Genomic DNA, 25,848 nt, shown 5'->3' with positions numbered 1-25,848 from the left:
CGGCCCGGTCGTCGACGACAAGCAGTTGAAGCAGGACACCGACTACATCGAGATCGGCAGGCAGGAAGGCGCCCGGCTTGCCTTCGGCGGCGAACTCGTGAAGCGCGGCACCCCCGGCTTCTACCTGCAGCCGACCCTCTTCACCGAAGCGACCAACCAGATGCGCATCAGCCGCGAAGAAATCTTCGGCCCGGTCGCCTCGGTCATCCGCGTCAAGGATTACGAAGAAGCGCTCGCCACCGCCAATGACACGATCTTCGGCCTTTCCGCCGGCATCGCGACGACCAGCCTGAAATATGCGACGCACTTCAAGCGCAATTCGGAAGCTGGCATGGTGATGGTCAACCTGCCGACCGCAGGCGTCGATTTCCACGTTCCGTTCGGTGGACGTAAGGCATCGTCCTTCGGCCCGCGTGAACAGGGCAAGTATGCGGCCGAGTTCTTCACCGTGGTGAAGACGGCTTATACCCAGGCTTGAGGAGACAAAAGACATGACTCAGGTCAATATCACCGGAAAGACGCGCGTTCATTTCCTGCTCGGCTCGCCGATCGCCCAGGTTCTGGCACCGGGCTGGCTGACGGAGCGCATGCGCAACGCCAGCTATGACGGGATGCTGGTCCCCCTCCATATCGAGAGGGACAATCTGACCAGCGCTCTGCCCATGCTGAAGGCGATGCCGAATGTCGACAGCATCCTGATCACCCTGCCGCACAAGTTCGCCGCCACCGCCTTCTGCGACAGGCTTTCGGAGCGGGCGAGAGTGCTCGGTGCTATTAATGCCATGCGCCGAGAGCCCGACGGAACCTGGTTCGGCGACAATTTCGACGGTGCTGGTCTGACGGCCGGCATACTGAAAGCGGGTCGTGAAATCTCCGGTAAGAATGTCTTCATGGTCGGTGCTGGCGGCGCCGGTTCATCTATCGGCGTCTCGATGCTGGAAGAGGGTGCCCGGCATCTCACCTTCCATGACATCAACACCGAAAACCAGCAGAAGCTGTTTGCGAAACTTCAGGATGCCTATCCAGGGCGCGTGACGGCGTCGGGCACAATACCCGGCGATTGCGATATCGTCGTCAACGCCACGTCGGCGGGCATGAAGACTTCCGATCCGCTACCGGCCGATCCGCTTCAGCTCGCGCCGCATATGGTTGTCGCCGACGTCATCACCGATCCGGTACCAACGAGGATTCTCGAAGAGGCGGCCCGCATCGGCTGCTTCACGCGTGACGGGACGCATATGCTCGAGGGCCAGATCGAGCTTCTGTTCGAATTCATGCTTGCCCACGCGAGGTAAGGCTGTCGAAGAGACGCCTGGCTGGGAAATTCTGGGCATCTTCCTATTGCTTTAAAGCAGCTCAATAAATCGAATTCTCACGAAGTGAGACGGGAGATCTATTGAGCCTTATATTGCTCTTTAGGTTTCGTTGAATTCGTCATAACGTCTCAAAATATGAGAGTAAGATGCCAAGGGAGGAACCAATGCATCGCTTCAGCCGTCTTCAGAAACTCGCCTTTGTGGGCGTCGCCATGTCCGCTCTGTGCCTCACCTTTAGCATGGCGCATGCCGATGCGTTGACCGATATCACGGCCGCCGGAAAGATCCGCATTTCCATCGATCCGGCAGCCCCGCCTTATTCGTCGGTCAACGAGAGCGGCAAATATGCAGGCTCCGAAGTCGAGATCGCCAACAAGCTTGCCAAGGACTGGGTCCTTGCAGTCGAACTCGTTCCGACCTCGCCGGCAAACCGCATTCCCTACCTGCTCTCGGGTCGTTCAGATATCGTCATCTCGACCCTGTCGATCACCGATGAGCGCAAGAAGGTCATCGACTTCTCCAAGCCTTACAGCGCCATCCAGATCGTGGTGGGCGCACCGAAGACCGACAAGCTCGCCAAGCTCGACGACCTCGTCGGCAAGCGCGTTGCGGTGACCCGCGGCAGCACCAACGATACGGAAATCACCAAGGCGGCTCTGCCCGGCACCGAGATCATCCGCTTCGAAGACGATGCGACGTCGATCACCGCGCTTCTGAGCGGCCAGGCCAACTACTACGTTACGGCGCCGGCTTTGCTGACGACGTTCAATGCGAAGAACGCATCCTCCAGCCTGGAGCCGAAGATCGTCCTGAAGACCAATGTGACCGGCATTGGCGTCAAAAAGGGCGAGATGGCACTGGCCGACAAGCTCAACCAGTGGATTGCCGCCAGCCTCAAGGATGGCAGCCTCAATGGCATCTACAAGAGCAATTTCGGCATCGATCTGCCGCCGGAGGTGACTGATGCCAAGTGAGCGCAAGCACCAGCAGGCCGGCTCGAGCCGCTACGATGTCGAAGCGGTCCGGGCGCTGATTCTCAAGGTGTATCTTGCCGCGGGAATGCGGCAGGACATGGCGACCGAGGTGACGGATTGTCTGCTGACGGCGGACATGATGGGTCATTCGACCCACGGCCTGGTGATCGCGCCGTGGTATCTCGATGAAATCCGCGCCGGCGGCATGAACTTGGAAGGCGAGTTTCAGGGTGTTTCGGATCGTGGTGCCTGCGTGGCATGGAACGGCCGGCGTCTGCCGGGTGCATGGCTTGTCAACCGGGCCATCGATTGCGCGTTGGAACGTGTCGCCCAGTTCGGCGTCGTCACGGTCACGATCGCGGAAGGGCATCATACCGGGGCGCTGGCAACCTATCTGCCGCGGCTGACCGACAAGGAGCTGATGGTGATCCTTGCCTGCTCCGGGCCGGCTTCCCAGGGTGTCGCGCCCTTCGGCGGAACGGAAGGCATTTTCACCCCCAATCCGCTTTCGGCCGGCATCCCGACCCGCGAAGATCCGATCTTGCTCGATATCAGTTGCTCGATCACCACGATCAAGCGCTCGGGCCAGCTGGCCCAAGCTGGCCGTCGATATCCGGGCGAGTGGGCGCTGGATGCGCAAGGACGTCCCACGGATGATCCGCAGGTGCTTTCGGTCGGCGGCTCCCTGATGCCTGTTGGCGGCCTGGATCACGGCCACAAGGGTTATGCCATGGCGCTTCTTGTTGAAGCCATGACGCAGGGCCTGTGCGGTGTCGGTCGCAAGGACAACCTGTCCGGCATCGTGATGAATACGTTCCTGCAAGTGATTGACCCGGCTGCCTTTGGCAGTTCGGCGAATTTCCTGGACGAAATGACGTGGCTGACGAATGCCTGCCATGCCAACCCGCCAAGGCCGGGTGTCGATGCGGTTCGTGTGCCGGGAGACAGGGCGCGGCTGCGTATGCAGGAGGCGCGTGACACCGGCGTCTATCTCGATGCCGCGATCGTCGAAGGGCTCATGCCGCACGTCGCCGCGCTGGGCGAACAATTTCCACTTTCTCTTTAATTGCCAACGTCAATCGGGAGGATTGAATGCGCACCATGAAGATGCTGCTGACCGCAGCGGTAATGTTGGGTTCCATAACGGGCAGCGCGCTGGCCGCGGATACGCTTGCCAAGATCAAGTCCGCAGGAGTTATCCGCATCGCGATCGATCTCAGCGTGCCGCCGTGGTCCTTCAAGGACGACAAGCTCGAGCCAACCGGTTCGGAAGTCGGTACGGCGAAGCTTCTTGCCTCCGACCTCGGCGTCAAGATGGAAATCGTCGAGACCAATGGCGCAAACCGCATTCCCTTCCTGATGCAGGATCGGGCGGACATCATCATTTCGGCCCTCTCCATCACGGACGAGCGCAAGAAGACCATTGCTTTCTCGCTGCCCTATTCGGGTACGTCGACCTATGTCGCAGCGCCGAAGGACATGAACATCAAGTCTTTTGCCGACCTTGCGGGCAAGCGCATCGGCGTGACGCGCGGCACCACCAACGATACGGACATCACCAAGTCGGCACCTGCGGATGCGGAAGTCGTGCGCTTCGAGGACGAGGCTACGACGATGACGGCGCTGGTGTCCAACCAGCTCGACCTGGTTGCTCAATCGAGCACGCTGATCGCCATCATCAACCAGAAAAATCCCGGCAAGAACCTGGAAGCAAAGCTTCCGCTCCGGACTGCCCCGATGGGTATCGGCATGCGGAAGGAAGATGTCGAACTCAAGAAATGGGTCGACGAATGGGTGAAGAAGAACGTCGCGAACGGGAAGCTGCAGGCAATCTACAAGCAGTTCCAGGGCGCCGATCTTCCGCCGGAAATCATAGCCGAGTCCCGATAAGACCAAAATGCTGAGGCGACGAGACGCATGACCTATCAATTCGATTTTGCCGCGGTGCTGGAATACTGGCCGCTGCTGTTGCAGGGCATATGGATCACTCTGCGCCTCACTTTCTTCTGCACGGTTTTTGGCATTCTGATCGGTGCCTTCTGCGCCGTCGTGCGCACGGGCGGGCCGAAATGGGCACGCATCGTGGTCGGCTTCTATGTCGAGTTCATCCGGAATACGCCACTCTTGATCCAGGCGTATTTCCTGATCTTCGGCATTGCCAACATGGGCATCCGCCTGCCGATCCTCGTCGGCGCGACGATCGCGCTGACCGTGAACATCGGTGCCTATACGACGGAGATCGTCCGGGCCGGCATCGAATCGATCCATCGCGGCCAGCTGGAAGCGGCCGAATGCCTCGGCCTTTCCCGCATCCAGACCTATCTGCACGTCGTCATCCGTCCGGCGCTGGAGAAAGTCTATCCGGCGCTTTCAAGCCAGTACGTGTTGCTGATGCTGGCTTCCAGCATCCTGTCGTCGGTCGGGGTCGAGGAGTTGTTCGGCATGTCGAACCGCATCCAAAGCGACACTTTCCGCAATTTCGAAGTCTTCGTCGTGCTGGGCGTTCTCTATCTCGCCTTGGCGGTCGTGGTTCGGACAGGCTTCTCGCTTCTCGGGCTCGCGCTCTTCCCACGGCGCCGCAAGCTCGGAACATCGCTCTGAGACGGGAGAGACATCGATGAGCACTACCTTTATTCTCTCGCTTCTCGAGGGCCTGTGGGGCACGGTCGTGCTCAGCTTGTTGACCTTCCTGTTTGGCGGCATCCTGGGTTTCCTGATCGCAATTGCCCGCATCTCGCCTTCGAGAGCGGTATCGAAAAGCGCGGCCGTTTATATCGAGGTGATGCAAGGCTTGCCTCTGCTGGTGCTGATGGGCCTGTGCTTCTATGGTCCCGGTATATTCGGTTACAACGCCGTGACACCGCTGCAGGCCGCGACCTTCGCGCTTACCCTTTATGCCAGCGCCTATCTCGGCGAGATCTGGCGCGGCTGCCTGCAGTCGGTGGCAAAACCGCAATGGGAAGCGGCCGAGTGCCTTGGCCTCACACGCTGGCAGCGGATGCGCACCGTCATCCTCCCGCAGGCCCTGCGCATCGCCACGCCGCCAACCGTTGGCTTCATGGTTCAGATCGTCAAAAACACCTCGATCGCCTCGCTCGTCGTCGGGTACGCCGAGCTCTCCTACAATGCAAAGATCATCAACAACTCTACGTTTCAGCCGTTCCTCTACTTCGGGATCGCCGCGCTGATGTATTTCGCCGTCTGCTATCCGCTCTCGGTTCAGAGCAGGGCGCTCGAAAGGAAGCTCAATGTCGCCAATCGTTGAACTCAAGAACGTCCGTAAAAGCTTCGGCAGCCTGGAAATCCTGAAAGGTGTCACCTTCGAGGTGAACAAGGGCGAGGTCGCCGCGATCATCGGGCAGAGCGGTTCCGGCAAGAGCACGGCGCTGCGCTGCATGGACAGGCTGGAGACCATCCAGGGCGGATCGATGACGATCTGCGGCCATAAGCTCGAAGGCGCAGATATCGACCTGAAGGCGCTGCGCCGCGATGTCGGCATCGTCTTCCAGAGCTACAATCTCTTTCCGCACCTGACCGTCGCAGAGAATGTGATGCTGGCGCCGCGGCTCGTGAAGGGCATCAAGCGGGCGGAAGCGCGCCAGATCGCGGAAGCGGTGATTGCCAAGGTGGGCTTGAGGGAAAAGATGGATTCCTATCCCGAACAGCTCTCCGGCGGCCAACAGCAGCGCGTGGCGATCGCTAGAGGTCTCGCGATGGAACCGAAGCTGATGCTGTTCGACGAGGTCACCTCGGCGCTCGATCCGCAGCTGACTGGCGAAGTCCTGCGCGTCATGGAACAGCTCGCCGCTGACGGCATGACGATGATTCTCGTCACGCACGAAATGGGTTTTGCCCGCAAGGTGGCGGATCGCGTCATCTACATGCGTGACGGCAAGGTCCACGAGATGGGCTCGTCCGACATTCTCAAGACCCCTTCGACCCTTGAACTGGCGGCCTTCATCTCCGAAGGAGCCGAACACTGATCCCAGAAATCTCAATCTCATCGGGAGGGAATATCATGAAGAGAAGAACATTGCTGGGCGCCGTTCTGTCGGCCTCGGTTCTGCTGACGGCTATGCCTGCCATGGCGCAGGATTCGCTCGCCGTCATCAAGTCGGCCGGCAAGATCCGCGTCGCGCTGGAATTCGGCCGTCCGCCATGGGGTTTCAAGGACAAGGATCTGAAGCCGACAGGTTCCGACTACGAAACGGCCGTTCTATTGGCCAAGGATCTCGGCGTTTCGCTGGAAATCGTCGAGGTCACCGGCCCGAACCGTGTGCCCTTCCTGATCAGCAACAAGGCGGATGTGGTGATCTCCACCTTCTCGATCACGCCCGAGCGCCAGAAGGTTATCGATTTCTCGGTTCCCTATGCCAGCGCCGTTCAATATGTCGCAGCGCCGAAGGGTATGAACCTCAAGGAGCAGAAGGATCTTGCCAACAAACGCGTCGGAGTGACCCGCGGCACGACCGGCGACACGGTTCTGTCGAAGCTGGAAATTCCGGGCCTCGAAATCGTCCGCTTCGATGACGAATCCACCAATATGACGGCTCTGGTCAGCGGTCAGGTGGATATCGTTGTGCAGGAGCCGGCGACTATCGCCCGTGTTGCGGAACAGAACCCGGGACGGCAGATCGAGCAGAAGTTCACCATCGCCGAATTCGATGTCGGCGTGGGCTTGCGCAAGGGCGACAAGGCACTGGAAGATGCCGTCAACGGCTGGGTCAAGGCCAATCTCGCCAATGGCAAGCTGAACGAGATCTACAAGAAGTTCCAGGGCGTCGATCTTCCGGCCAAGATCACGGCTGACAAATAGCCATTCGTCAAACTTTTATAATTTGAACGCCCGTACCTTCTCAAGTCGAAGAGGCACGGGCGTGCTGCATTAAGCATCAGGACATCATGAAAACGTGCTGCCTGACAAGCTGGACAGGAGGCCGATCCGAAAGGACGAGCCTTCAGGATATTCAAGCAACCTAAAGATCAGATCTTGATAGAGCTCGCCTCGAAAATCTGGTCGACGGCCTTGCCGAGGCTGGCATCGAATTCCGCGTCGCTCATGCCGACGAGCAAATCCTGGCTCAGCGCGCGCGGACAAACAATGACTTTCAAACTGGTCGGCCTAGCTGTCATTTCCAAGAAGGTTGTTCAGTCTTTGGAAGGGTGCAAACCCTTTGAGAGCTGAGTGAGGTCTGTTGAGATTGTAGTTGTCGATGAATGCCGACATCCGGGTGGTTCGTTCTCGCGATGAACTGTAGGGAGCGGCGTAAGCCCATTCTCTGAGTGAGGTCTGGATGAAGCGTTCTGCCTTGCCGTTGGTGCGTGGCGTATAGGGTCGGGTGCGGATGTGACGAATGCCGAGCTCGGCGAGAAGATTGCGGAAGTCGTAGCTCTTGTAGGCACTGCCGTTGTCGCTCATCAGGCGCTGGATGACGATGCCGTTGCGGCCGAACCAGGCCACCGCGCGACGAGCAAAGCCACAGGTGGTCTGCTTCTTCTCATCCGGGAGAACCTCGGTGTAAGCGAGCCGGGACGCGTCGTCGATGGCAACGTGCAGGCATTCCCAGCCAGTGCCACGCCTGCTGCTCTGGCCCGTCCTGTTGCCGGTGATCCGGTGTCCGATCCCGTCGATCCTGCCGAGCTTCTTGATATCGACATGGATCAGTTCGCCGGGATGCTGGCGTTCGTAGCGCAGCACTGGCGACCGCAGATCGAGCGATGACAGTCGCCCGAGCCCGATCCGGCGCAGGATAGCACCCACCGTCGATCGGGGCAGGCTCAGACGGCGAGAGATGACCGGACCACTCAGGCGCTGGCGTCGAAGGGCCTCGATCGCGCCAATCCGATCCGGCGGCGTCGCATGCGGCCTCCGCGTCGGCGCAGAACTCCGGTCGTGAAGCGATGCCTCGCCGCCTGCGCGAAACCGCGACAACCATTTGTAGGCCGTCCGGATCGAAATCCCTGACGCAGAGGCTGCAACCTCGACCCGCCAGCCTTCGACCACGATGCGTTGAACAAGAAGGACTCGACCACGAACGGTCATGCGTGCATGCTTATGAATGTTCATCTGGCGGCTCCGATGATGATTGGTTGGTCTCGCAACCCCAATCTCTCACCGACCCGTCAGATGAACAACCTTCATAGATTCGACAGCTAGTGAGACCTGTGCGCGGAAATTTGTAGACGGCTGAATTCATTGATGATTCAATTGGTTTGTCGAATGATGGAGGTGTGTGATGAGCCGTCGCCGGATTGGGCAGGAAGCATTCGGATTTGCAGTTGGTCGGCATGGCGCGTCGTCGCTCGATGATCTTACCGGTCTGATCGATTGGGCACCGGTTGATCAAGCGCTCGTGGTGATATCGTGCGCGGCCAAGGGCGAGCCGGCCTGGCCACCCCTGGCCCTGTTCAAGGCGATGCTGCTGTCGACCTGTCGGACGTGAAGCTTGCCGAAGCTCTGGATGATCGTGCCTCGTTTCGTTGGTTTTGCGGCTTTTCCCGTTCAGAGCCGACACCAGAACGCACTGCCTTCGTTCGGTTTCGCCGGAGCTTTGTCGCTCATGGTCTGGATAAACGCCTGTTCGACGCGATCACCGGCCAGCTCAAGGCCAGGGCAATTCGGGTGAAGACCGGCACCCTTGTCGATGCGACGATTATTGCTTCGGCAGTGAAGATGATGGCGAGGGTCATTGGGTCAAGCACAAGGGTCGCCCGGCGGTCCATGGTTTCAAGGCGCATGTAGGCGCTGACGCCGATACGGCTCTTGTCGAGGAGATCGCCGTTACCCCAGCCAATATCAACGACGGAAAGGCTGGTCCTGATGCACTGCCGGACAATCCCGGCGATGTTTATGCCGATAGCGCTTATCGCGGTGACCATTTTGGCAAGGCGGTCATTGCCAGAGGCGGCAGGCCGCGTGTTATCGCCACTGGAATGTGGGGGCGCGACGAGGCCGAAATACGAGCAAGCCTTGAGGCGTGGAACCAACCGATCCACCGCATCCGCGGTCGGATGGAGAAGATCTTCGGCACATGGAAACGAAGCTATGGCCTGCGCCGGAGGCGAGGGCTAGCAAAGGCAGGTGTTCAAATTCGCCTGACTGCCATCGTCTACAATATGAAACGGAGTTTGAAGATCATTGCAGCGACCGGATAGCCCGTGGAACGACATGCAAGGCGAGCCGTCGCCTAACCAAGGAACATCAGAACGACAAAGCTTGCCGCATAGCGCACCCAGCCTGAGAAAACATAGAAAATACAATCGGAAAACCTGTCCGCGCACAGGTCTCCTAGTTCCACGTCGAGAACCAGCTTATTGACTTCAATGAAGTCTTTCCGTGATCGCAGCAAAAAAGGCTGCGTCCTCGTAGCGTCCTAGTTCGGACCTCGCCCCATTCCACACAGCCCATTTTACGATGACCAGGTTTTCGGAAGGATTGATCAGGATGGTCTGGCCGCTGCTGCCTAGGGCGTAAAAGATCTTCTCGCTCCCACGCGGACGAAATGCCGGCGCTTGCGGGTCGGACGGATTGATGGTTCCGGCCTTGGCGGACAGGACGTCGCCGAATTCATGCAGCCACCATTGGAAGCCGTAGGGCGACGAGACATCCAACGAGGCGCTCGATGGCGTCACCATGTCCCTGCGCCAGGTCTCGTTGAGGAGTCGATTGCCGTCAGGCAGACCTCCACCACCAAGGACAAACAGCCCGAAACGGCCGTAGTCGCGGAGGCAGGCGCCGACCCCGGAGCCGGCGAAGGCACTTCCATCTTCGGATTCCATGTTCCAGAAGCCGTCACGCTCCATCCCGAAACGCTGCCACACTTCCTGCTCGAGATAGGCCGGCGGTGTGAGCCCGGTCGCACGCTCAACGATGAGGCCGTTCAGGACCGAATCCGCTGTCGAATAGTTGAAAACCGAGCCCGCAGGCGACGGCCTGACGTTCTGCTTGCTGCCGAGCCAGACGAGGAAACGGACGAAATCCCCTTTGCGACCATTCAGCGTGCAGGCTTGCAGCGGAAAGATGTCGGTGGAGGGATTGAGCGTATCCTCGGTATAGGGGATGCCTGAGGTCATCTGGAGGTTCTGGCGGATCGTGACCTTTTCGTACATCGTTCCCGTAAGTTCAGGAACATAGACAGAAACAGGCTCGTCTAAGTTTTTGATCAAGCCCTTCGAGAAAGCAATCCCGAGAAGGGTCGAGGTGATCGATTTCGCCATCGATCGGGAGGCCCAGACCGTCTTTTCATTGTTTCCTCCGTCGTAACGTTCCAAGACGATTTCGCCGTTCTTGATGGCGAGCAGGCCGGTCACATTGGTCCGCTTCATATACCCGTCGATATCGAGCCTATCCCCCCGGGTGCTGTATTCGACGGATATGTCGGGGCGCTTATTCAGGGAGAACACGCTTTGAGATGCATGGATGATCTGACTCGGAAACAGCAGGTTCATGTGGCGGTGAGCGACCAGCTTCTGCTCCGGCGACCAGGAAAACTGGTCTGCGCCTTTGGGTAAAACGGCGGCATCCTTATCTCCAAGGGGAGGAATACCCGTATCGCGCAGTCCGGTTTCAGATTGTGGCATAACGGATACCCGTCTTCCTGTGGTCGTGTACAGAAGCCGTCGCCACTGGAAGTTCATCCAGGTGGCAGGCCGAAAGATGTCCGTCCGACCCGCGCGGTCGCAATATCGGCTCCTCATGCTGGCACCTTTCGAAGGCCAAGGGACACCGTGTCCTGAAGCGGCAGCCGGACGGCGGATTCATCGGGTTCGGAATGTCGCCCTTGAGCGCGATCCGCGTGGTGCGGCGCTGCGGATCCGGCACAGGCACGGCGGACAGCAGCGCTCGCGTATAGGGGTGCTGCGGCGCCCTGAAGAGGCTCCGTCGATCCGCGATCTCGACGATTTTTCCCAGATACATGACGCCGACGCGATGGGTGAGGTGCTCGACGATGGCAAGGTCGTGGCTGATGAACAGCAGCGTCAGTCCAAGATCATTCTGCAATTCCTGCAGAAGGTTGATGATCTGCGCCTTCACGGAGACGTCGAGCGCCGATACGGCCTCGTCGCAGACGATGAAGCGCGCGCCGGGCGCCAACGCTCTGGCTATGGCGATCCGCTGGCGCTGGCCGCCGGAGAATTCATGCGGATAGCGGTCCGCGGCCTCGGCGGGAAGGCGGACTTTTTCAAGTAGCTGGGCGGTCAGAGCTCTGAGTTCGCTCTTGTTCGAGGCCAGGCCGAAGTTGACAATGGGTTCGCCGATGATGTCGCGAACCTTCATGCGCGGGTTGAGGCTGCTGAACGGATCCTGAAAGATCAGCTGCATGTCCCGCCGTAAGGGCCGCAATTGCGCGGCGGAAAGATTGTCGATCCTCCTGCCGTCGAGATGAACTTGGCCGGCCGTAGCCGGGATGAGCCCCATGACCACCTTGCCGAGTGTCGTCTTGCCGCTGCCGCTTTCACCGACAATCGACAAGGTCTCGTGCGAGGCAATCGACAGCGAGACGCCGTCCAGCGCAAACACGGTCTTGGTTTCCCCGCTCAGCCAGGACGAGCCGAGAACATAGTGCTTCTTGAGATTCTCGACTGCGAGAACCGGAGGCTTCTGATCGGTCCTGTCAAGCATGGGCGCCTCCTTCCAAATGGCAAGCCACCGCGTGACCGTCGCCAAGCCGGGTCATAAGCGGGGCTTCGTGCCGACAGCGCTCGAATGCGAGATCGCAACGGGAAGCGAAGACGCAACCGACGATCGGCTTGTTCAAGGCTGGCACCTGGCCGCGGATCTCGGCCAGTGATTGCGGGGCCTCGTCGGAGAGAGAAGAGCCGAGCACCGGCATCGCCCCAAGCAGACCCTTCGTATAGGGATGGCGGGGATCCGTGAAGAGCGCGTCGACCTGCGCCTCCTCGACTTTCCGTCCCGCGTACATGACGATCACCCGATCAGCAACTTCGGCCACGACGCCGAGGTCATGGGTGATGAAGATGACGGCAGAACCCAGCCTCTTGTTAAGGTCGCGGATCAGATCGAGGATCTGCGCCTGAATGGTCACGTCGAGCGCGGTCGTCGGCTCGTCCGCGATCAAAAGCTTCGGATTGCAGGCGAGCGCGATAGCGATCATGACCCGTTGCCGCATGCCGCCCGAGAGCTGGTGAGGGTACTCGTCGATCCGCTGGTCCGGCGCCGGGATGCCGACCAGTGTCAGCATGTCGATCGCCCGCTGCCTTGCCTGCGCCCGGCTCAACTTTTCGTGTATTTTCAACGTCTCCTGGATCTGTCGGCCGACCGTCAGGACGGGATTGAGGCTCGTCATCGGCTCCTGGAAAACCATGGCGATGGCCTTGCCGCGTAGCCGGCGCATTTCCGCTTCCGATAAATCGAGAAGGTTGATGCCGTCGAAGCGGATCACTCCGTCTGTGCGTGTCGTGGCTTCGGGTAGCAGCCGTAGGACGGACATCGAGGTGACGGACTTGCCACAGCCCGACTCTCCCACCAGTGCCACGATCTCTCCGGAGTTCACCTGAAACGACAGGTCGTTTACGGCACGAACGGATCCGCCGTGGCTGACGAAGTCAGTCTGCAGGTTTTCGATTTCGAGCAATGCCATTCAGCGGCCTTTCGCAATTCTTGGGTCGAGCGCTTCCCGCATGCCGTCGCCCAGCAGGTTCACGGCAAGGACGCTGACCGAGAGGAAGAGGGCTGGAAAGAAGATCATCGCCGGCTTGAGTTGCCAGAACGTGCGCCCGTCCGCGATGATGTTGCCCCAGCTCGGAATGATGGGGGGGAGGCCGGCACCGATGAAAGACAGGATGGATTCTGAGATCATTGCTGCGGCGCAGACGTAGGTCGCCTGAACCATCATCGGCGCCACAGTGTTAGGCAGGATATGCTTGAAAATGATCCTGGGAACCGTGGAACCCGCGGTGATGGCGGCATCCACGTAAGGCTCTTCTCGAATGGACAGGACGACACTACGCACCAGCCGTGAGGTCCGGGGGATTTCGGCGATGGTAATCGCGACGATGACGTTGAGCAGCGACCCATGGGTGAGCGCGACGAGCGCGATGGCCAGCAGGATGGGCGGTATCGACATCATCCCGTCCATGATCCGCATGACGATCGGATCGAGCCACCGTATGAAGCCCGAAACCGTGCCGATCAGAATGCCCGCCAGAGAAGACAGAAAAGCCACGGAAAGTCCCACCACGAGCGAAACCCGGCTGCCATAGACGACCCGCGAATAGAGATCGCGGCCGAGCATGTCGGTGCCGAACCAGTTGGCGGAGGAAGGATTGCGCAGGCGACTGGCGGGAGACAGCGCGGCGGGGTCCACCGTGCCGAGAAAGGGGGCGAAGATGGCGACCAGACAGAGGACGAACAAGATCGTGCCGGGAACGGCGATCAGCAGATGCCTGCGGGCTAATGCCAGCCAATCGTTCAGGATGACGCTCAGGGACTGGCGCCGGACGTCAGGAATGCTGATGTCGGTCAATAGCGTATCCTCGGGTCGAACACGGTATAAAGAAGGTCGATGATCAGGTTGATGACCACGTAGCTCAGCGAGAAAATCAGAACGACCGCCTGTATGACGGGATAGTCGCGGCTCAGGATGGCATCGATCGTCAGCCGTCCCAGACCGGGAATCGCGAATACGCTTTCGGCCACCACAGATCCTCCGATCAGGAGTGCGACGCCGGTGCCGATGACCGTAATGATCGGCACGGCCGCGTTCTTCAAAGCATGGATGAACAGGATCGGCGCGACCGACATGCCTTTTGCTCTGGCCGTGCGGATGTAATCGCGGCCCATGATTTCCAGAAGCGTGGCGCGGGTAATGCGGGTGATCAGGGCGATATAGACAGAACTCAGCGCAGCGGCGGGCAGGATCAGGTTCCGGAACCAGGGCCATATGCCGTTTTCGATCCGGCTATAGCCCTGGACTGGAAGCCAGCGAAGCTGCAACCCGAAGACATAGGCCAGTAGATAGCCCGTGACGAAGACGGGTAGGGAGAAACCCGCGACGCAGAACAGCATCGTCAGCCTGTCCGTCAGGTGTCCGCGCCGCCACGTTGCCAGAACGCCAAGCGGAACGGCGATACCGACCGACATAACCAAGGTGACCAGCATCAGTGAAACCGTCGGCTGAATACGCTGTGCGATCAGTTCCGAAACCGGCTTGCCGCTGAGGACCGAGGTTCCGAGATCACCGGTCAGGATACTCCCGCACCAGGAAAAGAAGCGGATATAGGCAGGCTGATTGAGCCCGAGCTGTTCTCGGATACGCTGGACGACTTCCGGACTGGCCTGATCGCCTGCGATGATCAGCGCCGGATCGCCCGGCGCGATGTAAAGCAGGCTGAAGATGAAGACCGCGACTACCAGTATGACCGGCAGAGTAGACACGCAGCGCCTCAAGATATAACGCAACATGACCTTGAACACTCCTTGGTAACAGGCGACTACAGGCGCGGCGTGGCCGCGCCTGTAGTTCATGGCATGAAATCTGGCGTCGGCCGCCGGCCAGCTACACGCGTTTGACGCCGTAGAATTTCGGAAAGCCGGCGGCGAAGCCGCTCAGATTGCCGCGCGCCAGACCGGGCGACTGAAGTTCCCCGCAAGGAATGTAAGGCACATCCTTCCAAGCCTGCAGTTGGATATTCTCGGCGATCGCCTTCTGTGCGGAGATGTCCGGCGCATCGAACCACTCCGTGGTCAGCTGCTCCAGCTTCTCGCTCGTCGGCCAGCCAAACCAGCCGGCCTTGCCGTTGCCGCGAGCGAAGAAATTAGTCGCCTGGTCGAGGAAGTATTCAGAATCTCCGCCAACGAAGAAGCAGCTCCATCCACCCTTGTCGAGCGGTTCCATGCTGGTCCTGCGCTGGGAGGCGGTACCCCAGTCCATCGTCTGGAAATCGACGTTGAAACCCATCTTCTTGAAAATGTCGGCACCGACCTGGCTTGCCGCGAGATTCCGACCACCATCGGTGCCAACAAGCATGACCAGCCGCTCGCCCTTATAACCGGCGGCCGTCAATTCCTTGCGGACATTGTCGAAATCCTTACGTACTTTGAATGCGTCCTTGTAGCCGGCTTCGTTTTCCATCGAACCGGTATAGAGGCCCAAGTTCGCACGCCACTTGCCGGCTCCGCCCACAGCCTGCATGATCATCTCCTGGTCAATGCAGGACAGGACAAGCCTGCGGATGGCAGGATTGTTGAACGGCTCGGTGAGGTGATTGAGACGCAGGAACATGACCTGAGAACTAGACGGCACGATCTTGAAATCGGCGTTGCCCTCGAACATGGGAAGGAAGTCGGGTAGGGGCGTTTCCCACCAGTCCATTTCGCCGGACTGAATCGATGCCAGTGCCGTGGAAGGATCGGGAATGATATGCCATTCGACCCTGTCGAAATGGACGATCTTGGGTGCGGAGCCATGACCCTCGGGGCCGTTCGCACGCGGCACATATCCCGCAAATTTCTTATATGCGGCCAGGGCGCCTGGCGAATATTCCTTGTCCAGGAATTGGAAGGGACCGGAGCCGACCATTTCGCTCAGCGGCTTGCTGGGATCGGTGTTGGCCAGACGCTCCGGCATGATGACCGGCACGAGGGCGCCGACCTTGCCGAGCGCCGCCGGCAGCAGCGGGAAGCGCTTTTTGAGACGGAACGTCACGTCCTTGTCGGACGTCGCAGTCAACTCGTCGGTCGCCGCCATCAGAATCTTGCCGTAGCTGTCGCGCTTGGCCCAGCGATTGATGCTTGCCACCACGTCGCGTCCCCGAACCGGCTCGCCATCGTGAAACTTCAACCCCTCTCTGAGCGTCAGCTTCCAGTTTCTGCCATCATCGGATACCGTATGCCCTTCGACCATCTGCGGGTGGGGCTGAAACTTGGAATCGAGCCCGTAGAGGGTGTCGAACACCATGTAACCATGCATGCGGGTCGGGGCGGACGTGTTGGCGGTCGGATCCAGGATGGCCAGATTGGCGCCCGGGATAAACTTCAACAGCGATGCGCTCTGGGCGCGGGCCAATCGCGGCATGGCGAGCACGCTGGTCGCTGCAAGCCCGCTCTTCAACAATTCACGACGATTCATAGAACTCCTCCAAGTCTTGAACCCATCGCCGGGACTTGCTCCATCCGCGGCGATACGGCGGCCCTGTTCCTCCATGCCGCATTCCACCTATTATACCATCCGACAGGTATTGGCAATTACGCGTTTAAGCGTATCGCGCCTTCAGTTCTTCAAAGGACAGGATTTCCCCGGCGACAGCACTCGCCGCCACAGTGGGCGGACTTGCAAGCCAAACCGAGCCAGGCCCTCCGCGGCCGGGAAAATTGCGGTTTATGGCGCTGATCGTGACCTCGTCGGCACGCGTGGAGACCCCTGGCCCGCATTGGCCGCATGCTCCGCAGGCCGGCTGCAGCATTTCCGCACCCACCTCGCGGAACGTGTCCAGATACCCTTTGGAAACGCAGTAGTCGCGAACCTGCACCGTTCCGCATTGGAGAAAAAGGGTGACGCCATCTGCGATCTTGAGGCCGCGATCTGCCGCCCAGCGCAGCACTTCGTGGTAATGATCGAAATCCTCGCGCTTGCCGGCGGTGCACGATCCGCCATAGGCGATGTCGATCTTCACGATCTTTCCGAGCTGGGCGAGAGCAATGCCATTTCCGGGGTCTCCGGGCGAAGCAAGCATCGGCCCCAACGTCGAGCAGTCGATAACGATCTCGCCGGAGTAGATCGCGTCGGCGTCGCTGTGCATCCAGTCCTCAATGACGATGTCGACACCGCGACGCTCCCGGATGAAGCGGACGGTTTCCTCGTCCGGTGCAACGATACCGGTCAACCCGCCGAGTTCGGCAGTCATATTGGTGAGTGTCGCCCGCTCGTCCGTCGACATTGCCTCGATGGCGGGTCCGGCGAATTCGAACACCTTGCCCACGCCGCCGCCCGCCTTGATCCGGGGATCCGCGAGCAGATGCAGGACGATATCTTTCGCGGTGACGCCGGGCATGCGCTGCCCTTCGATGCGGATCAGAAGGCTTTCCGGCGCGGTCAGCCGACAGGCGCCGGTGACGAAGGCATTCGCCATGTCGGTCGTGCCTACCCCATAGGCAAAACAGCCGAGCGCCCCGGAATGCGGCGTATGCGAATCGGTGCCGACGAGAATCTGGCCCGGCAGGGCGTAGAGTTCTGCCATCATTGCGTGGGAAATGCCTTCGGAGCCTTCCTCGCCAACCAGATAGCCATGATCCTTCAGGCCGTATTTCGCCGCGAAGGCCCGATGCGCGACCGACAGGTTGCGGATTCCGCCGAGCAGATTGTTCCTGACATGCGTGGGGCTGCGATGCGAATAGGAATTGTGGTCCTCGAAAAGAATGATGCTTTCCGGATCGTGAAGCTTCAACTGTTCGCCGAACCGGGAGGCCAGCATATGAGCGGCCATGCCCGTATAATATTCATGGATGAAGCGAAAGTCGGCGCGTACGAATCCGCCCGTTCCGGGCCGCATGTCCCAGTTCCTGCCTTCGATCTTCAAAGCATGGCGCGCCATGATCTTCTCGACCAACGTGCGGGGACGGCCGTCCGAATCGCCTGTTCCGACATCGACGTCCCGCATGAAGCGCTGTCCGAAGCTCAGCAGCCCGCCAGTCTTCAGAATGGCTGCGGCCAGCGCGTCGCGGCCTTGCGTGAGGACGTCGATGTCGATTTCCTCACCGTTGCGGATCTTTTCCAGCAGCGAGAAGTCGGTGCTCGTGATCAGCCCTATATTGTCGCAATTTTGTCGATAAATCCGCTCGAAGCTCTTGGCGATGACAAGCCGCACGCCGGCGGAATATTCGGCAAGCGGGCTGTGTTCGCGCGACGACCCCTTGCCGTAACGGCTACCGCCGACGAGCACGGAGAAACCGCCGTCCAATATAGCCCGCTCGCCGATCGGCCGGGCTAGGCCCGCCTTGAAACCGGTATGCGCGTAGAGGCCCAGCGTTGCGTCGAAATTGACGAGCACGGGGAGCGGCGTGATCTCGTCGGTGGAAATATCGTCGCGAAGCCGGACGTGATCTATCGACGGGCTGTCGCCATTCAACTGCGCCTGCATGACCTGCTCGTCATCGACGAGAAACAGCATGCGTCCTTCGAACTTGATCTTTGTCATCATCGTATACCCTGAAGGCCGTTATTTCCCACGTAGCCACGTGGTGTCCGAAAAACGCTGGGCCCGCGCCCGCGCCACGCCCGCAGGGTTGGCATCCACAACGGTCTTGTTGAGAAGGCTTTCTCGGCGAGCGACTTCTTCTGCCATGTCGGCGATAGCTTCAGCATGTTCCGACGGTACGACGACGATACCGTCCGCGTCGCCGACGACGAGATCCAGCGGCGTGATGCGGACCGTCCCGCCGCCCTGGGCAGGCATGATCGCAACGCAGTTCTCCTCGATGATCGACCATCGTCGGGCACTGTTGAGCGGCGTGGCGCCGGCAGCCGCCAGCGGCAGGCCTGAACGCGGGATGTCCTCCACGTCACGCACAAGCCCATCCGTCACGATTGCGACAACCCCGCATGCGGCTATGTCGCGCAACAGCATGCTGCCGACGACGGCGCCGCCATAGAAATTCCCCGTGTCGAGCACCAGAACATGGCCGTGTTTTACGAAAGACGGCAACTGATATGTCGGCAGCATGGCCGCCGGGGCGGGGGAGGTGGAGGTGACGACTTTCGCTATGCCGCGGACGCAGGTCGCCGGGCCGCAGAAAGGCTTCCGGGAGCCATAAGGGCCGATGGCGTTGGAGATGACATTGGCGTGAAAACCGGCCTCGTCCAGAATGTCGCTGATCAGGGCGGTGCCTAATCGCACCAAGCGGCTTGCTGCGGAATCCGCTACAGGACTGTTCATCGGGCGGATACCTCCGCCTCTGCCTCAATGACACGCCAATAGGCATCCTGGGCCTGGGAAATGTGTTGCATCATCGCCTGTTCGGCCCTGTCGGGATCGTGGTCACGGATCGCTTCGAAAATCTTCTCGTGCCAGCCATATGCCGATTCGCAGGCCCCCGGGGCTCGCGCAGAGACGGTGCGCTGATCCTTCAGCCAGACGTAGATCGCCCGATGAAGTCCCTCTATGAAAATGTTCTCGGTTATCGATGTGATACCGTAGTGAAAGGCGATGTTCGTCTCGACGAACTTTTCATAATCGTCGATGGCCTCCCTGTTGGCAACGAGCGCTTTTTCGAGTTCCGCGATCTGCTGCGGCGTTGCTCGCTGGGCGGCGATCCGGGCAAGAAACCCTTCCAGGAGGCCGCGAGCCTGCTGAAGTTGGCGCAACCGCTCCGGCTCTGCAATCACATGGCGAGCAGGGCCTGACAGTTCGTTGATCAGGCTGTCGGCGGTAGGCTTGGCGACAACAGCCTTCTGGCCGTTCGTCAGCTTCACCAGACCACTCTTCTGAAGAGCGAACAGTGCCTCCCTGACCGCCGTCCTGCCCACGCCGAACGTCTCCATCAGTTCGCGCTCGGATGGCAGAATATCGCCAGGTTGCAGGTCCTGAGAAATAATCGCAGCTTCGATGCGGCTCGAGATCTCCTCGTAAAGCCGCCGCCGCCGAATTGGCTCGCTTCGCAACACGAACTGTCATCCTTCCTGTCCGATGTATCATGCTTCTAACACGCCGAGCGTTACTCCGCCAAGACCTGTTCGTTGGTATAATAGGTTCGTAACCCGGATACTATTTCAACGATTCGATAAAAACCCGGGCGGCGGCGCTGGTGCCGCCGTCGCGATGGCAAAGCAATATCTGGCGACTGGCCCAACCATCTTTCAGCGGCAAGACGGCCAGCTGCCTTTTGTCCGCGAAAGGAGTGATGACGCTTCCGGGAAGAACCGCAATACCCATGCCGCAGGAAACGAGATATCGCGCTGTGTCATAGGTTGTGACGCGCAGCCTGCAATCGACCGCCCGGCCGCTCTGCGTCGCCATCTGGTCGAGTTGCAGCGACAGGGCGCTGGTGGCGCCTATGCCAATATGGGGAAAATCAAGGGTTTCGCGGAATTCGAGGCTAGCCTTTTTTGCAAGCGGGTGGCTCGGCTCCATGATGGCGACGAGGTGGTCGTTCAAAACAGGGATCGTGACGACGTCGGGCGGCACCGCTGCCGAAGAGGCGATGAAGCACAGGTCCGCCGAGCCGTCGAGAAGCGAAGACAGGTTCGCCAGGCTCGTCTGCTCCATCAGGATGCAATGGATATGCGGATGATTACGGGAGAAGGAACTGATCTTTTCACCGATCCCTCCCAGCAGCGCCGTGGCTGTCGAGGCGATGCGGATATGACCGCGTACGCCTTTTGCGTAGGCGCCCATCTGCTCGGCAGTTTCGTCGAATGTCCTAAAAATCGCCTTCGCCTTTACCGACAGATCGTCTGCGGCGAGCGTCGGCACGACGCCACGTGCCTTTCTGACAAAAAGATCGACGCCATAGATGATTTCAAGCTCGCGAATGCGCTTCGTCACCGCCGACGGCGCGATGTTATGGCGGCGGGCGGCATGGGTGAGATTGCGCAACTCATATACGGACAGAAAAAGACGCAGGGAGTGAAGATCTGGGGTTCTCATAATGGGCACATCCGGGTAGCAGGCTCACCATTCTCCTACAGAGAACGCTTGGTTGTCGAGATTGAAATTGTTTTTGCCGGCGGAAAGGCTTCCTCTGGGCACAAACCAATAAAGGGGATCCCGTGATGCTGACTAACCGCCGTGACCTTCTCAAGCTTTCCTCGGCACTTGCCCTCGTCGCAGGCGCCGGCCTGAATGCGCCAATGCTTGCACAAAGCTCTGCGACGCTGGTCTACGCAACCGGAACCGACGCTTCGAGCCTCGACCCGCAGTTCTCCTCGGACCTTCCCACCATCCGCATGGTCCGCGCAATCCATGAGACGCTTGTGTCCGCCGACAAGGGCGAGATCGAGGGAGTGTTGGCCACCGAGTGGTCTGTCGGCGAAGACAAGACGACCTGGACTTTCAAGCTGCGTCCGAACGTAAAGTTTCACGATGGCACGCCATTCACGTCCAAGGCGGTGAAATACTCCTTCGAGCGTCTCGTCGATCCGGCGACCGGCTCGCCGCACAAGAGCAGCGGCAACATCATTGCCTCCATCGACACACCCGACGACCTGACGGTGGTAATCAGGACATCGAGTCCGTTCGCGCCCTTCCTGGCGCAACTCACCGCCTATTCCATGTCCATCCTTTCCCCGTCGGCCGCATCGGTACCGGTCAAGGAATACGGCCAGAAGCCGATTGGAACGGGTGCTTTCAAGCTCGGCTCCTGGACGCCCGGCGAAAAACTCACTCTGGTCGCGAACGACGCCTATTGGGGCACCAAGCCCAAGCTGGGCACCGTCGAGGTCCGTGTCGTGCCGGAAGACAGCGCCCGCGTGCTGATGCTGCTCTCAGGGCAGGCGCATGTCGTCTCCAACATCCCGCCGGCGCTTGCGCCACGTGTCGAATCCACAGCCAATGCCGGCCTTCTGCGCGAACAAAGCTTCCGCTCGATCTACGTCGCCATGAACGTCAAGATGGAACCTTTCGACGACATCAAGGTGCGGCAGGCGATTTCGCTCGCCATCGACAAGGACGCGCTGATCAAGGGCGTCATGCGAGGAATGGCAACGGCGTCGGGAAGCTTCGATTCTCCCACGATCGCAGGGTCGGTCAATTATCCGCTCGATCCGTTCGATCTCGCCAAGGCCAAGCAGCTGCTTGCCGAAGCCGGGTATCCGGACGGCTTTTCCACCGACTTCTATATCCCGACCGGCCGATATACCAACGACAGGCAACTGGGCGAGGCCATTCAGGCGCAACTCGCGCGCGTCGGCATCAAGGTCAATCTCGTCAGCCCCGAGTTTGCGACCTATCAGGCAATGTTGCGCGGCAAGGACAAAATTGCCTTCTACATGCTCGGCAAGGGCAACTCGACGGGTGATCTGGACTTCACGCTCAATCTGGTGCGCCGTACCGGCGGCTCGATCAATTACAACAACTACAGCAACCCGAAGGTGGACGAGCTGATCGCGCAGCAGCGCATCGAAGTGAACGCTGAAAAGCGTAATGCCATGCTGAAGGATATCCAGGAACTCATGCAGAAGGACTTCGGCAGCTTCGTCCTTTTCTACGACAATCAGATTTACGGCGTTGCGAAGTCGGTCGGCGGACTTGAGGTCTACCCGAACGAATTCATCAACTTCGCCAACGCCTCCCTGAAGGCCTGACGTCGAGACCCAATCATGGTTCGGATGCTTTTTTCCCGACTAGCGGCCCTGGTGCCCGTCGTCTTCGGCGTATCGGTCGTGGTTTTCCTCATGCTTCACCTGTCGCCGGGCGACCCTGCCGTTCTTGCGGCGGGGATGGAAGCATCGGAAGCCGACATCCAGAATGTCCGGCAGTCGCTGGGATTGGACCGGTCGCTGCCCGTGCAATATGTCGAGTTCGTCCAGCGGGCGGTGACGGGAGACTTCGGTTCGAGTTTCCGGACACATCGCCCCGTCATGCAGGAAATCGCCCCCCGGTACGTCGCGACGTTGCAACTCACCCTGGCGGCCATGGCCTTCGCGGTGGTGATCGGTATCGGACTGGGCATCGTGACCGCGACATTCGAAATGAAGTGGCTGGATTCCCTCAGCGAGTTCCTGGCCATCCTCGGCCTGTCGGTTCCGGGATTCTTCCTTGGCCTGATCATGATGTTGCTGTTTTCGGTGTATCTCGGATGGCTGCCGCTTTCGGGTAACGATAGCTGGTCCAGCGTCATCCTGCCCGCGATCACGCTTGGCGTTTCCAACGCTGCGATCGTCAGCCGCGTCACGCAGGCCAGTCTTACCGAAGTGTTGCGGATGGACTACGTGCGCACGGCTAAAGCCAAGGGCGTTCGCCGTAGCGTCATCGTCTGGCGTCACGCCTTGCGCAACGCGCTGATGCCCGTCGTGACGGTCGTCGGCCTGCAATCGGGCTATCTTCTGGGCGGCGCGGTGGTTGTCGAAACCGTGTTCGCCTGGCCGGGCATCGGCCGTCTGATCGTACAGTCGATTGCCGGGCGAGACTTTCCCGTCATCCAGGCTTCCGTCCTTCTCGTCTCGCTCACCTTCGTCGCAATCAACCTTCTGACAGACCTGCTGTACGGGGTCATCGATCCACGCGTGGTGCAAAAATGAGCGTCGTCCAGACAGAAAGCGAAACCGCCATTCGACCCGCGGTCACGACTGCCCGCCGAAGCGCCGCGACGAAACTGATCAGCCGGATACTGTCGACATGGATGGCCCGTATCGGCGCAGTGCTTCTGCTTGCTATCATTCTGGCCGCGATTTTCGCACCGGTGCTGACGCCATATGATCCGCTTGTCGGAGATATGGGCGATATGATCATGCCGCCGACACTGCAACATCCGTTCGGAACCGACGAACTCGGCCGGGACATCCTGGCGCGCATCCTCTACGGCGCGCGTATTTCGCTGATCGAAGGCTTCTTCCCGGTCATCGTCGCCATCGTCATCGGCGCACCGATCGGCATGCTGGCCGGTTATGTCGGCGGCATGACGGACAGGGTGATCATGCGCTTCATCGACGTCCTGCTGGCATTCCCGGGCGTATTGCTGGCAATCGTGATTGTCAGCATTCTGGGGCCGGGGCTCTTCAACGCGCTGATCGCGGTGGCGATCTATACGATCCCGATATTCGCGCGGCTGGCGCGGGGTGCCACGCTGTCTGTGGTCAATGAGCCCTATATCGAGGCGGCAAAGCTGATCGGCATGAGCCACGCCCGCATCCTGCGGCTGCATGTCTTCCCGAATATCAGCTCGACGCTGTTCGTCATGGCGACATTGCGCGTCGGGTTGGCAATCCTCACTGCGTCGAGCCTGAGCTTTTTGGGGCTCGGCGCCCAGGCGCCGTCGCCGGAATGGGGCGCCATGCTGGCCAACGGGCGATCATACATCTTGATTGCCCCGCACATGGTCATCTTCCCGGGGCTTGCCATCGTGATTTTGGTCCTGGCCCTAAACTTCTTCCAGAACGGCGTGCGGCTGGCTCTGGACCCCAAGGCCGCAATCTGAAGCAAATGTGCACAAGCAGGAAAATCGCATGACAGACATTATCCAATGGGTCGAGCGGGAAGCGGTACGTTTTGGCGCGCTCGCCGATGAGATCTGGTCGCTTGCAGAAACACGCTTCGAGGAGTTCCGCTCCGCCGCGATACTTGTGGAAGCTTTGCGCGCGGAAGGCTTTACCGTCACCACCGGTTTGTCCGGCATGCCGACGGCATTTCTGGCCGAATATGGGACGGATGGTCCCATCGCCGGTTTTCTGGGCGAGTATGACGCGCTCGCCATGCTCAGTCAGCAGGATGGCGCGGCCGTTCATATGCCAATTGTCGAGGGTGGCAACGGACATGGCTGCGGTCACAACCTGCTCGGCGTCGGTGCCTTGATGGCGGCTGTCGCACTGAAGAACCACCTTCAATCCAACGAGTTGCCAGGTCGCGTTCGCTACTATGGCTGCCCTGCGGAAGAGGGAGGCAGCGGCAAGGTTTTCATGGCGCGGGACGGTCTCTTCAACGATCTCGATTTCGCACTGACCTGGCATCCGGGTCCGGCCGCCGGGCTCAAATCCTATCCAGGCCTTGCGATTACACAGTCCAGCTTCCGGTTCCTGGGACGGGCCGCGCATGCATCCTGGGCGCCGCATCTCGGCCGCTCTGCTTTGGACGCCGTAGAGCTCATGAATGTCGGCGTCAACTTCCTGCGCGAGCACATGCCGCCGGATTCGCGTGTCCATTATGCGATCACCAATGCCGGGGGCGCTGCGGCGAATGTCGTCCAGGCTGAGGCCGAGGTTCTCTATGTCGTCCGTTCGCCGAACTCCAATGACGCCAATGCGCTTTTCGACCGCGTGATCGACGTCGCAAAGGGTGCGGCGCGCATGACCGGTACCGAGCTCGAAATCAAGTTCGGGCGTGCCACGTCGAATATCCTGCTGAACGACGAACTCGAAAACATGATGTATCGCTCGTTGGAGGAGATCGGACCGGTTCCCTTTGACGACGACGATCGCGCCTTCGCCACGAAGATCAGGACGAGCCTGACGGAAGAGGATGTTTCCTTCTACGAAAAGCATTTCGGAGCCGCCGGCAATTCCCCGCTGTTCGAGGGGCTTCTACCCCATAAACGGCAGAACCTGGCCGGGACTACGGATGTCGGCGATGTCAGCTGGATCGTTCCGACCGGCCAGTTCTGGGGCGCCTGCTTTGCGATCGGCACGCCGTTCCATACATGGCAACTCGTGGCGCAGGGAAAATCGTCAGCGGCCCACAAGGGCATGGTGCATGCCGCCAAGGCCATGGCGCTGACGGCGGCGAAAATGCTGCAGGCGCCGGAAACGATCCTGGCGGCCAAGCAGGAACACGAGCGCCGGCGCGGTGGAAAGGCCTATGACTGCCCGATCCCCGCCAACGTGGCCCCACCGGCCAAAGCCGGCCCGGAGCTTATGCATGGCGCGGGACCGCAGGCAGCGCCCGCTATTTGA

Annotated in this window: 25 protein-coding genes and 2 pseudogenes; 15 read left to right on the top strand and 12 right to left on the bottom strand. The window is 59.9% G+C overall.

Annotated features, from left to right (window positions below; genetic code table 11):
* The 9 genes from ACFFP0_RS24220 to ACFFP0_RS24180 all read left to right on the top strand — a co-directional run.
* Positions 1–478 (top strand): aldehyde dehydrogenase family protein (locus tag ACFFP0_RS24220; RefSeq protein ID WP_377264783.1); only part of this gene is annotated, 478 nt, incomplete at its 5' end.
* Positions 479–491: 13 nt separating this feature from the next.
* Positions 492–1,295 carry a shikimate dehydrogenase family protein gene (locus tag ACFFP0_RS24215; protein ID WP_377264782.1) on the top strand — a complete coding sequence of 268 codons (804 nt, stop codon included), beginning with the start codon at positions 492–494 and terminating at the stop codon, positions 1,293–1,295.
* Positions 1,296–1,480: 185 nt separating this feature from the next.
* The gene (locus ACFFP0_RS24210) at positions 1,481–2,290 is read left to right on the top strand and encodes a transporter substrate-binding domain-containing protein (RefSeq protein WP_377264781.1); all 810 of its coding nucleotides are present in this window, start codon (positions 1,481–1,483) and stop codon (positions 2,288–2,290) included.
* Positions 2,280–3,356, top strand: a complete 1,077-nt coding sequence (locus tag ACFFP0_RS24205; protein WP_377264780.1) for an Ldh family oxidoreductase — start codon at positions 2,280–2,282, stop codon at positions 3,354–3,356. Before ACFFP0_RS24210 ends, ACFFP0_RS24205 begins: the two co-directional genes overlap by 11 nt.
* Positions 3,357–3,382: 26 nt before the next feature.
* A complete protein-coding gene (locus ACFFP0_RS24200; protein ID WP_377264779.1) occupies positions 3,383–4,180 on the top strand; it encodes a transporter substrate-binding domain-containing protein in 798 nt (265 codons plus the stop codon).
* Between the two features lie 27 nt (positions 4,181–4,207).
* A complete protein-coding gene (locus tag ACFFP0_RS24195; RefSeq protein ID WP_377264778.1) occupies positions 4,208–4,891 on the top strand; it encodes an amino acid ABC transporter permease in 684 nt (227 codons plus the stop codon).
* A gap of 16 nt (positions 4,892–4,907) precedes the next feature.
* Positions 4,908–5,555 (top strand): amino acid ABC transporter permease, encoded by a 648-nt coding sequence (locus ACFFP0_RS24190; RefSeq protein ID WP_377264777.1) that lies wholly within the window; start codon positions 4,908–4,910, stop codon positions 5,553–5,555.
* The gene (locus ACFFP0_RS24185; protein ID WP_377264776.1) at positions 5,539–6,273 is read left to right on the top strand and encodes an amino acid ABC transporter ATP-binding protein; all 735 of its coding nucleotides are present in this window, start codon (positions 5,539–5,541) and stop codon (positions 6,271–6,273) included. Before ACFFP0_RS24190 ends, ACFFP0_RS24185 begins: the two co-directional genes overlap by 17 nt.
* 35 nt (positions 6,274–6,308) lie before the next feature.
* A complete protein-coding gene (locus ACFFP0_RS24180) occupies positions 6,309–7,106 on the top strand; it encodes a transporter substrate-binding domain-containing protein (RefSeq protein ID WP_377264775.1) in 798 nt (265 codons plus the stop codon).
* Between the two features lie 167 nt (positions 7,107–7,273).
* On the opposite strand, the gene ACFFP0_RS24175 is transcribed toward ACFFP0_RS24180, so the two are convergent.
* Positions 7,274–7,402, bottom strand: a complete 129-nt coding sequence (locus ACFFP0_RS24175; RefSeq protein WP_377264774.1) for a hypothetical protein — start codon at positions 7,400–7,402, stop codon at positions 7,274–7,276.
* A 10-nt stretch (positions 7,403–7,412) separates the two neighbouring features.
* Positions 7,413–8,357 (bottom strand): IS481 family transposase, encoded by a 945-nt coding sequence (locus ACFFP0_RS24170; protein ID WP_377264773.1) that lies wholly within the window; start codon positions 8,355–8,357, stop codon positions 7,413–7,415.
* A 169-nt stretch (positions 8,358–8,526) separates the two neighbouring features.
* Here ACFFP0_RS24170 and ACFFP0_RS24160 point away from each other — a divergent pair.
* Both ACFFP0_RS24160 and ACFFP0_RS24155 read left to right on the top strand, forming a co-directional pair.
* A pseudogene (locus tag ACFFP0_RS24160) lies at positions 8,527–9,032 on the top strand (transposase).
* Positions 9,029–9,445, top strand: a pseudogene (locus ACFFP0_RS24155) (transposase); the annotation flags it as partial. The pseudogenes ACFFP0_RS24160 and ACFFP0_RS24155, both read left to right, overlap by 4 nt.
* Before the next feature lie 165 nt (positions 9,446–9,610).
* Here ACFFP0_RS24155 and ACFFP0_RS24150 read toward each other — a convergent pair.
* The 10 genes from ACFFP0_RS24150 to ACFFP0_RS24105 form a co-directional block, all read right to left on the bottom strand.
* The gene (locus tag ACFFP0_RS24150) at positions 9,611–10,870 is read right to left on the bottom strand and encodes a serine hydrolase domain-containing protein (protein WP_377264771.1); all 1,260 of its coding nucleotides are present in this window, start codon (positions 10,868–10,870) and stop codon (positions 9,611–9,613) included.
* Positions 10,857–11,912 carry an ABC transporter ATP-binding protein gene (locus ACFFP0_RS24145; protein WP_377264770.1) on the bottom strand — a complete coding sequence of 352 codons (1,056 nt, stop codon included), beginning with the start codon at positions 11,910–11,912 and terminating at the stop codon, positions 10,857–10,859. The genes ACFFP0_RS24150 and ACFFP0_RS24145 overlap by 14 nt, the downstream gene beginning before the upstream one ends.
* The gene (locus ACFFP0_RS24140) at positions 11,905–12,891 is read right to left on the bottom strand and encodes an ABC transporter ATP-binding protein (RefSeq protein WP_377264769.1); all 987 of its coding nucleotides are present in this window, start codon (positions 12,889–12,891) and stop codon (positions 11,905–11,907) included. Before ACFFP0_RS24140 ends, ACFFP0_RS24145 begins: the two co-directional genes overlap by 8 nt.
* Positions 12,892–13,767, bottom strand: a complete 876-nt coding sequence (locus ACFFP0_RS24135) for an ABC transporter permease (protein WP_377264784.1) — start codon at positions 13,765–13,767, stop codon at positions 12,892–12,894.
* A gap of 5 nt (positions 13,768–13,772) precedes the next feature.
* Positions 13,773–14,714, bottom strand: a complete 942-nt coding sequence (locus tag ACFFP0_RS24130; protein WP_377264768.1) for an ABC transporter permease — start codon at positions 14,712–14,714, stop codon at positions 13,773–13,775.
* A gap of 94 nt (positions 14,715–14,808) precedes the next feature.
* A complete protein-coding gene (locus ACFFP0_RS24125) occupies positions 14,809–16,380 on the bottom strand; it encodes an ABC transporter substrate-binding protein (protein WP_377264767.1) in 1,572 nt (523 codons plus the stop codon).
* Between the two features lie 124 nt (positions 16,381–16,504).
* Entirely contained in the window at positions 16,505–18,445 is a 1,941-nt protein-coding gene (locus tag ACFFP0_RS24120) for an aconitase family protein (RefSeq protein WP_377264766.1), read from the bottom strand.
* Positions 18,446–18,466: 21 nt separating this feature from the next.
* Positions 18,467–19,183 (bottom strand): RraA family protein, encoded by a 717-nt coding sequence (locus ACFFP0_RS24115; protein WP_377264765.1) that lies wholly within the window; start codon positions 19,181–19,183, stop codon positions 18,467–18,469.
* A complete protein-coding gene (locus tag ACFFP0_RS24110) occupies positions 19,180–19,911 on the bottom strand; it encodes an FCD domain-containing protein (protein ID WP_377264764.1) in 732 nt (243 codons plus the stop codon). Before ACFFP0_RS24110 ends, ACFFP0_RS24115 begins: the two co-directional genes overlap by 4 nt.
* 100 nt (positions 19,912–20,011) lie before the next feature.
* Positions 20,012–20,893 (bottom strand): LysR family transcriptional regulator, encoded by an 882-nt coding sequence (locus ACFFP0_RS24105; RefSeq protein ID WP_377264763.1) that lies wholly within the window; start codon positions 20,891–20,893, stop codon positions 20,012–20,014.
* A 125-nt stretch (positions 20,894–21,018) separates the two neighbouring features.
* Between ACFFP0_RS24105 and ACFFP0_RS24100 the strand changes: the two genes are divergently transcribed.
* From ACFFP0_RS24100 to ACFFP0_RS24085, 4 genes are read left to right on the top strand one after another with little or no spacing between them, the layout of a single operon-like run.
* A complete protein-coding gene (locus tag ACFFP0_RS24100) occupies positions 21,019–22,548 on the top strand; it encodes an ABC transporter substrate-binding protein (RefSeq protein ID WP_377264762.1) in 1,530 nt (509 codons plus the stop codon).
* Positions 22,549–22,563: 15 nt separating this feature from the next.
* On the top strand, positions 22,564–23,484 hold the full coding sequence (locus ACFFP0_RS24095; protein ID WP_377264761.1) for an ABC transporter permease: 921 nt from the start codon (positions 22,564–22,566) through the stop codon (positions 23,482–23,484).
* Positions 23,481–24,380: an ABC transporter permease gene (locus ACFFP0_RS24090; protein WP_377264760.1), complete on the top strand. Its 900-nt coding sequence runs from the start codon at positions 23,481–23,483 to the stop codon at positions 24,378–24,380. The genes ACFFP0_RS24095 and ACFFP0_RS24090 overlap by 4 nt, the downstream gene beginning before the upstream one ends.
* A gap of 28 nt (positions 24,381–24,408) precedes the next feature.
* Positions 24,409–25,848 (top strand): amidohydrolase, encoded by a 1,440-nt coding sequence (locus tag ACFFP0_RS24085; protein ID WP_377264759.1) that lies wholly within the window; start codon positions 24,409–24,411, stop codon positions 25,846–25,848.

Origin of the sequence: Neorhizobium puerariae (assembly GCF_042429745.1) — a bacterium.
GTDB lineage: Bacteria > Pseudomonadota > Alphaproteobacteria > Rhizobiales > Rhizobiaceae > Neorhizobium > Neorhizobium puerariae.
This window is presented reverse-complemented; position numbering and strand designations above follow the sequence as displayed.

What these genes read in the sequence shown, in the direction of transcription:
- ACFFP0_RS24215 (WP_377264782.1), top strand. Translation starts at nt 492, where the DNA reads ATGACTCAGGTCAATATCACCGGAAAGACGCGCGTTCATTTCCTGCTC.
- ACFFP0_RS24210 (WP_377264781.1), top strand. Translation starts at nt 1,481, where the DNA reads ATGCATCGCTTCAGCCGTCTTCAGAAACTCGCCTTTGTGGGCGTCGCC.
- ACFFP0_RS24205 (WP_377264780.1), top strand. Translation starts at nt 2,280, where the DNA reads ATGCCAAGTGAGCGCAAGCACCAGCAGGCCGGCTCGAGCCGCTACGAT.
- ACFFP0_RS24200 (WP_377264779.1), top strand. Translation starts at nt 3,383, where the DNA reads ATGCGCACCATGAAGATGCTGCTGACCGCAGCGGTAATGTTGGGTTCC.
- ACFFP0_RS24195 (WP_377264778.1), top strand. Translation starts at nt 4,208, where the DNA reads ATGACCTATCAATTCGATTTTGCCGCGGTGCTGGAATACTGGCCGCTG.
- ACFFP0_RS24190 (WP_377264777.1), top strand. Translation starts at nt 4,908, where the DNA reads ATGAGCACTACCTTTATTCTCTCGCTTCTCGAGGGCCTGTGGGGCACG.
- ACFFP0_RS24185 (WP_377264776.1), top strand. Translation starts at nt 5,539, where the DNA reads ATGTCGCCAATCGTTGAACTCAAGAACGTCCGTAAAAGCTTCGGCAGC.
- ACFFP0_RS24180 (WP_377264775.1), top strand. Translation starts at nt 6,309, where the DNA reads ATGAAGAGAAGAACATTGCTGGGCGCCGTTCTGTCGGCCTCGGTTCTG.
- ACFFP0_RS24170 (WP_377264773.1), bottom strand. Translation starts at nt 8,357, where the DNA reads ATGAACATTCATAAGCATGCACGCATGACCGTTCGTGGTCGAGTCCTT.
- ACFFP0_RS24150 (WP_377264771.1), bottom strand. Translation starts at nt 10,870, where the DNA reads ATGCCACAATCTGAAACCGGACTGCGCGATACGGGTATTCCTCCCCTT.
- ACFFP0_RS24145 (WP_377264770.1), bottom strand. Translation starts at nt 11,912, where the DNA reads ATGCTTGACAGGACCGATCAGAAGCCTCCGGTTCTCGCAGTCGAGAAT.
- ACFFP0_RS24140 (WP_377264769.1), bottom strand. Translation starts at nt 12,891, where the DNA reads ATGGCATTGCTCGAAATCGAAAACCTGCAGACTGACTTCGTCAGCCAC.
- ACFFP0_RS24130 (WP_377264768.1), bottom strand. Translation starts at nt 14,714, where the DNA reads ATGTTGCGTTATATCTTGAGGCGCTGCGTGTCTACTCTGCCGGTCATA.
- ACFFP0_RS24125 (WP_377264767.1), bottom strand. Translation starts at nt 16,380, where the DNA reads ATGAATCGTCGTGAATTGTTGAAGAGCGGGCTTGCAGCGACCAGCGTG.
- ACFFP0_RS24120 (WP_377264766.1), bottom strand. Translation starts at nt 18,445, where the DNA reads ATGACAAAGATCAAGTTCGAAGGACGCATGCTGTTTCTCGTCGATGAC.
- ACFFP0_RS24115 (WP_377264765.1), bottom strand. Translation starts at nt 19,183, where the DNA reads ATGAACAGTCCTGTAGCGGATTCCGCAGCAAGCCGCTTGGTGCGATTA.
- ACFFP0_RS24105 (WP_377264763.1), bottom strand. Translation starts at nt 20,893, where the DNA reads ATGAGAACCCCAGATCTTCACTCCCTGCGTCTTTTTCTGTCCGTATAT.
- ACFFP0_RS24100 (WP_377264762.1), top strand. Translation starts at nt 21,019, where the DNA reads ATGCTGACTAACCGCCGTGACCTTCTCAAGCTTTCCTCGGCACTTGCC.
- ACFFP0_RS24095 (WP_377264761.1), top strand. Translation starts at nt 22,564, where the DNA reads ATGGTTCGGATGCTTTTTTCCCGACTAGCGGCCCTGGTGCCCGTCGTC.
- ACFFP0_RS24090 (WP_377264760.1), top strand. Translation starts at nt 23,481, where the DNA reads ATGAGCGTCGTCCAGACAGAAAGCGAAACCGCCATTCGACCCGCGGTC.
- ACFFP0_RS24085 (WP_377264759.1), top strand. Translation starts at nt 24,409, where the DNA reads ATGACAGACATTATCCAATGGGTCGAGCGGGAAGCGGTACGTTTTGGC.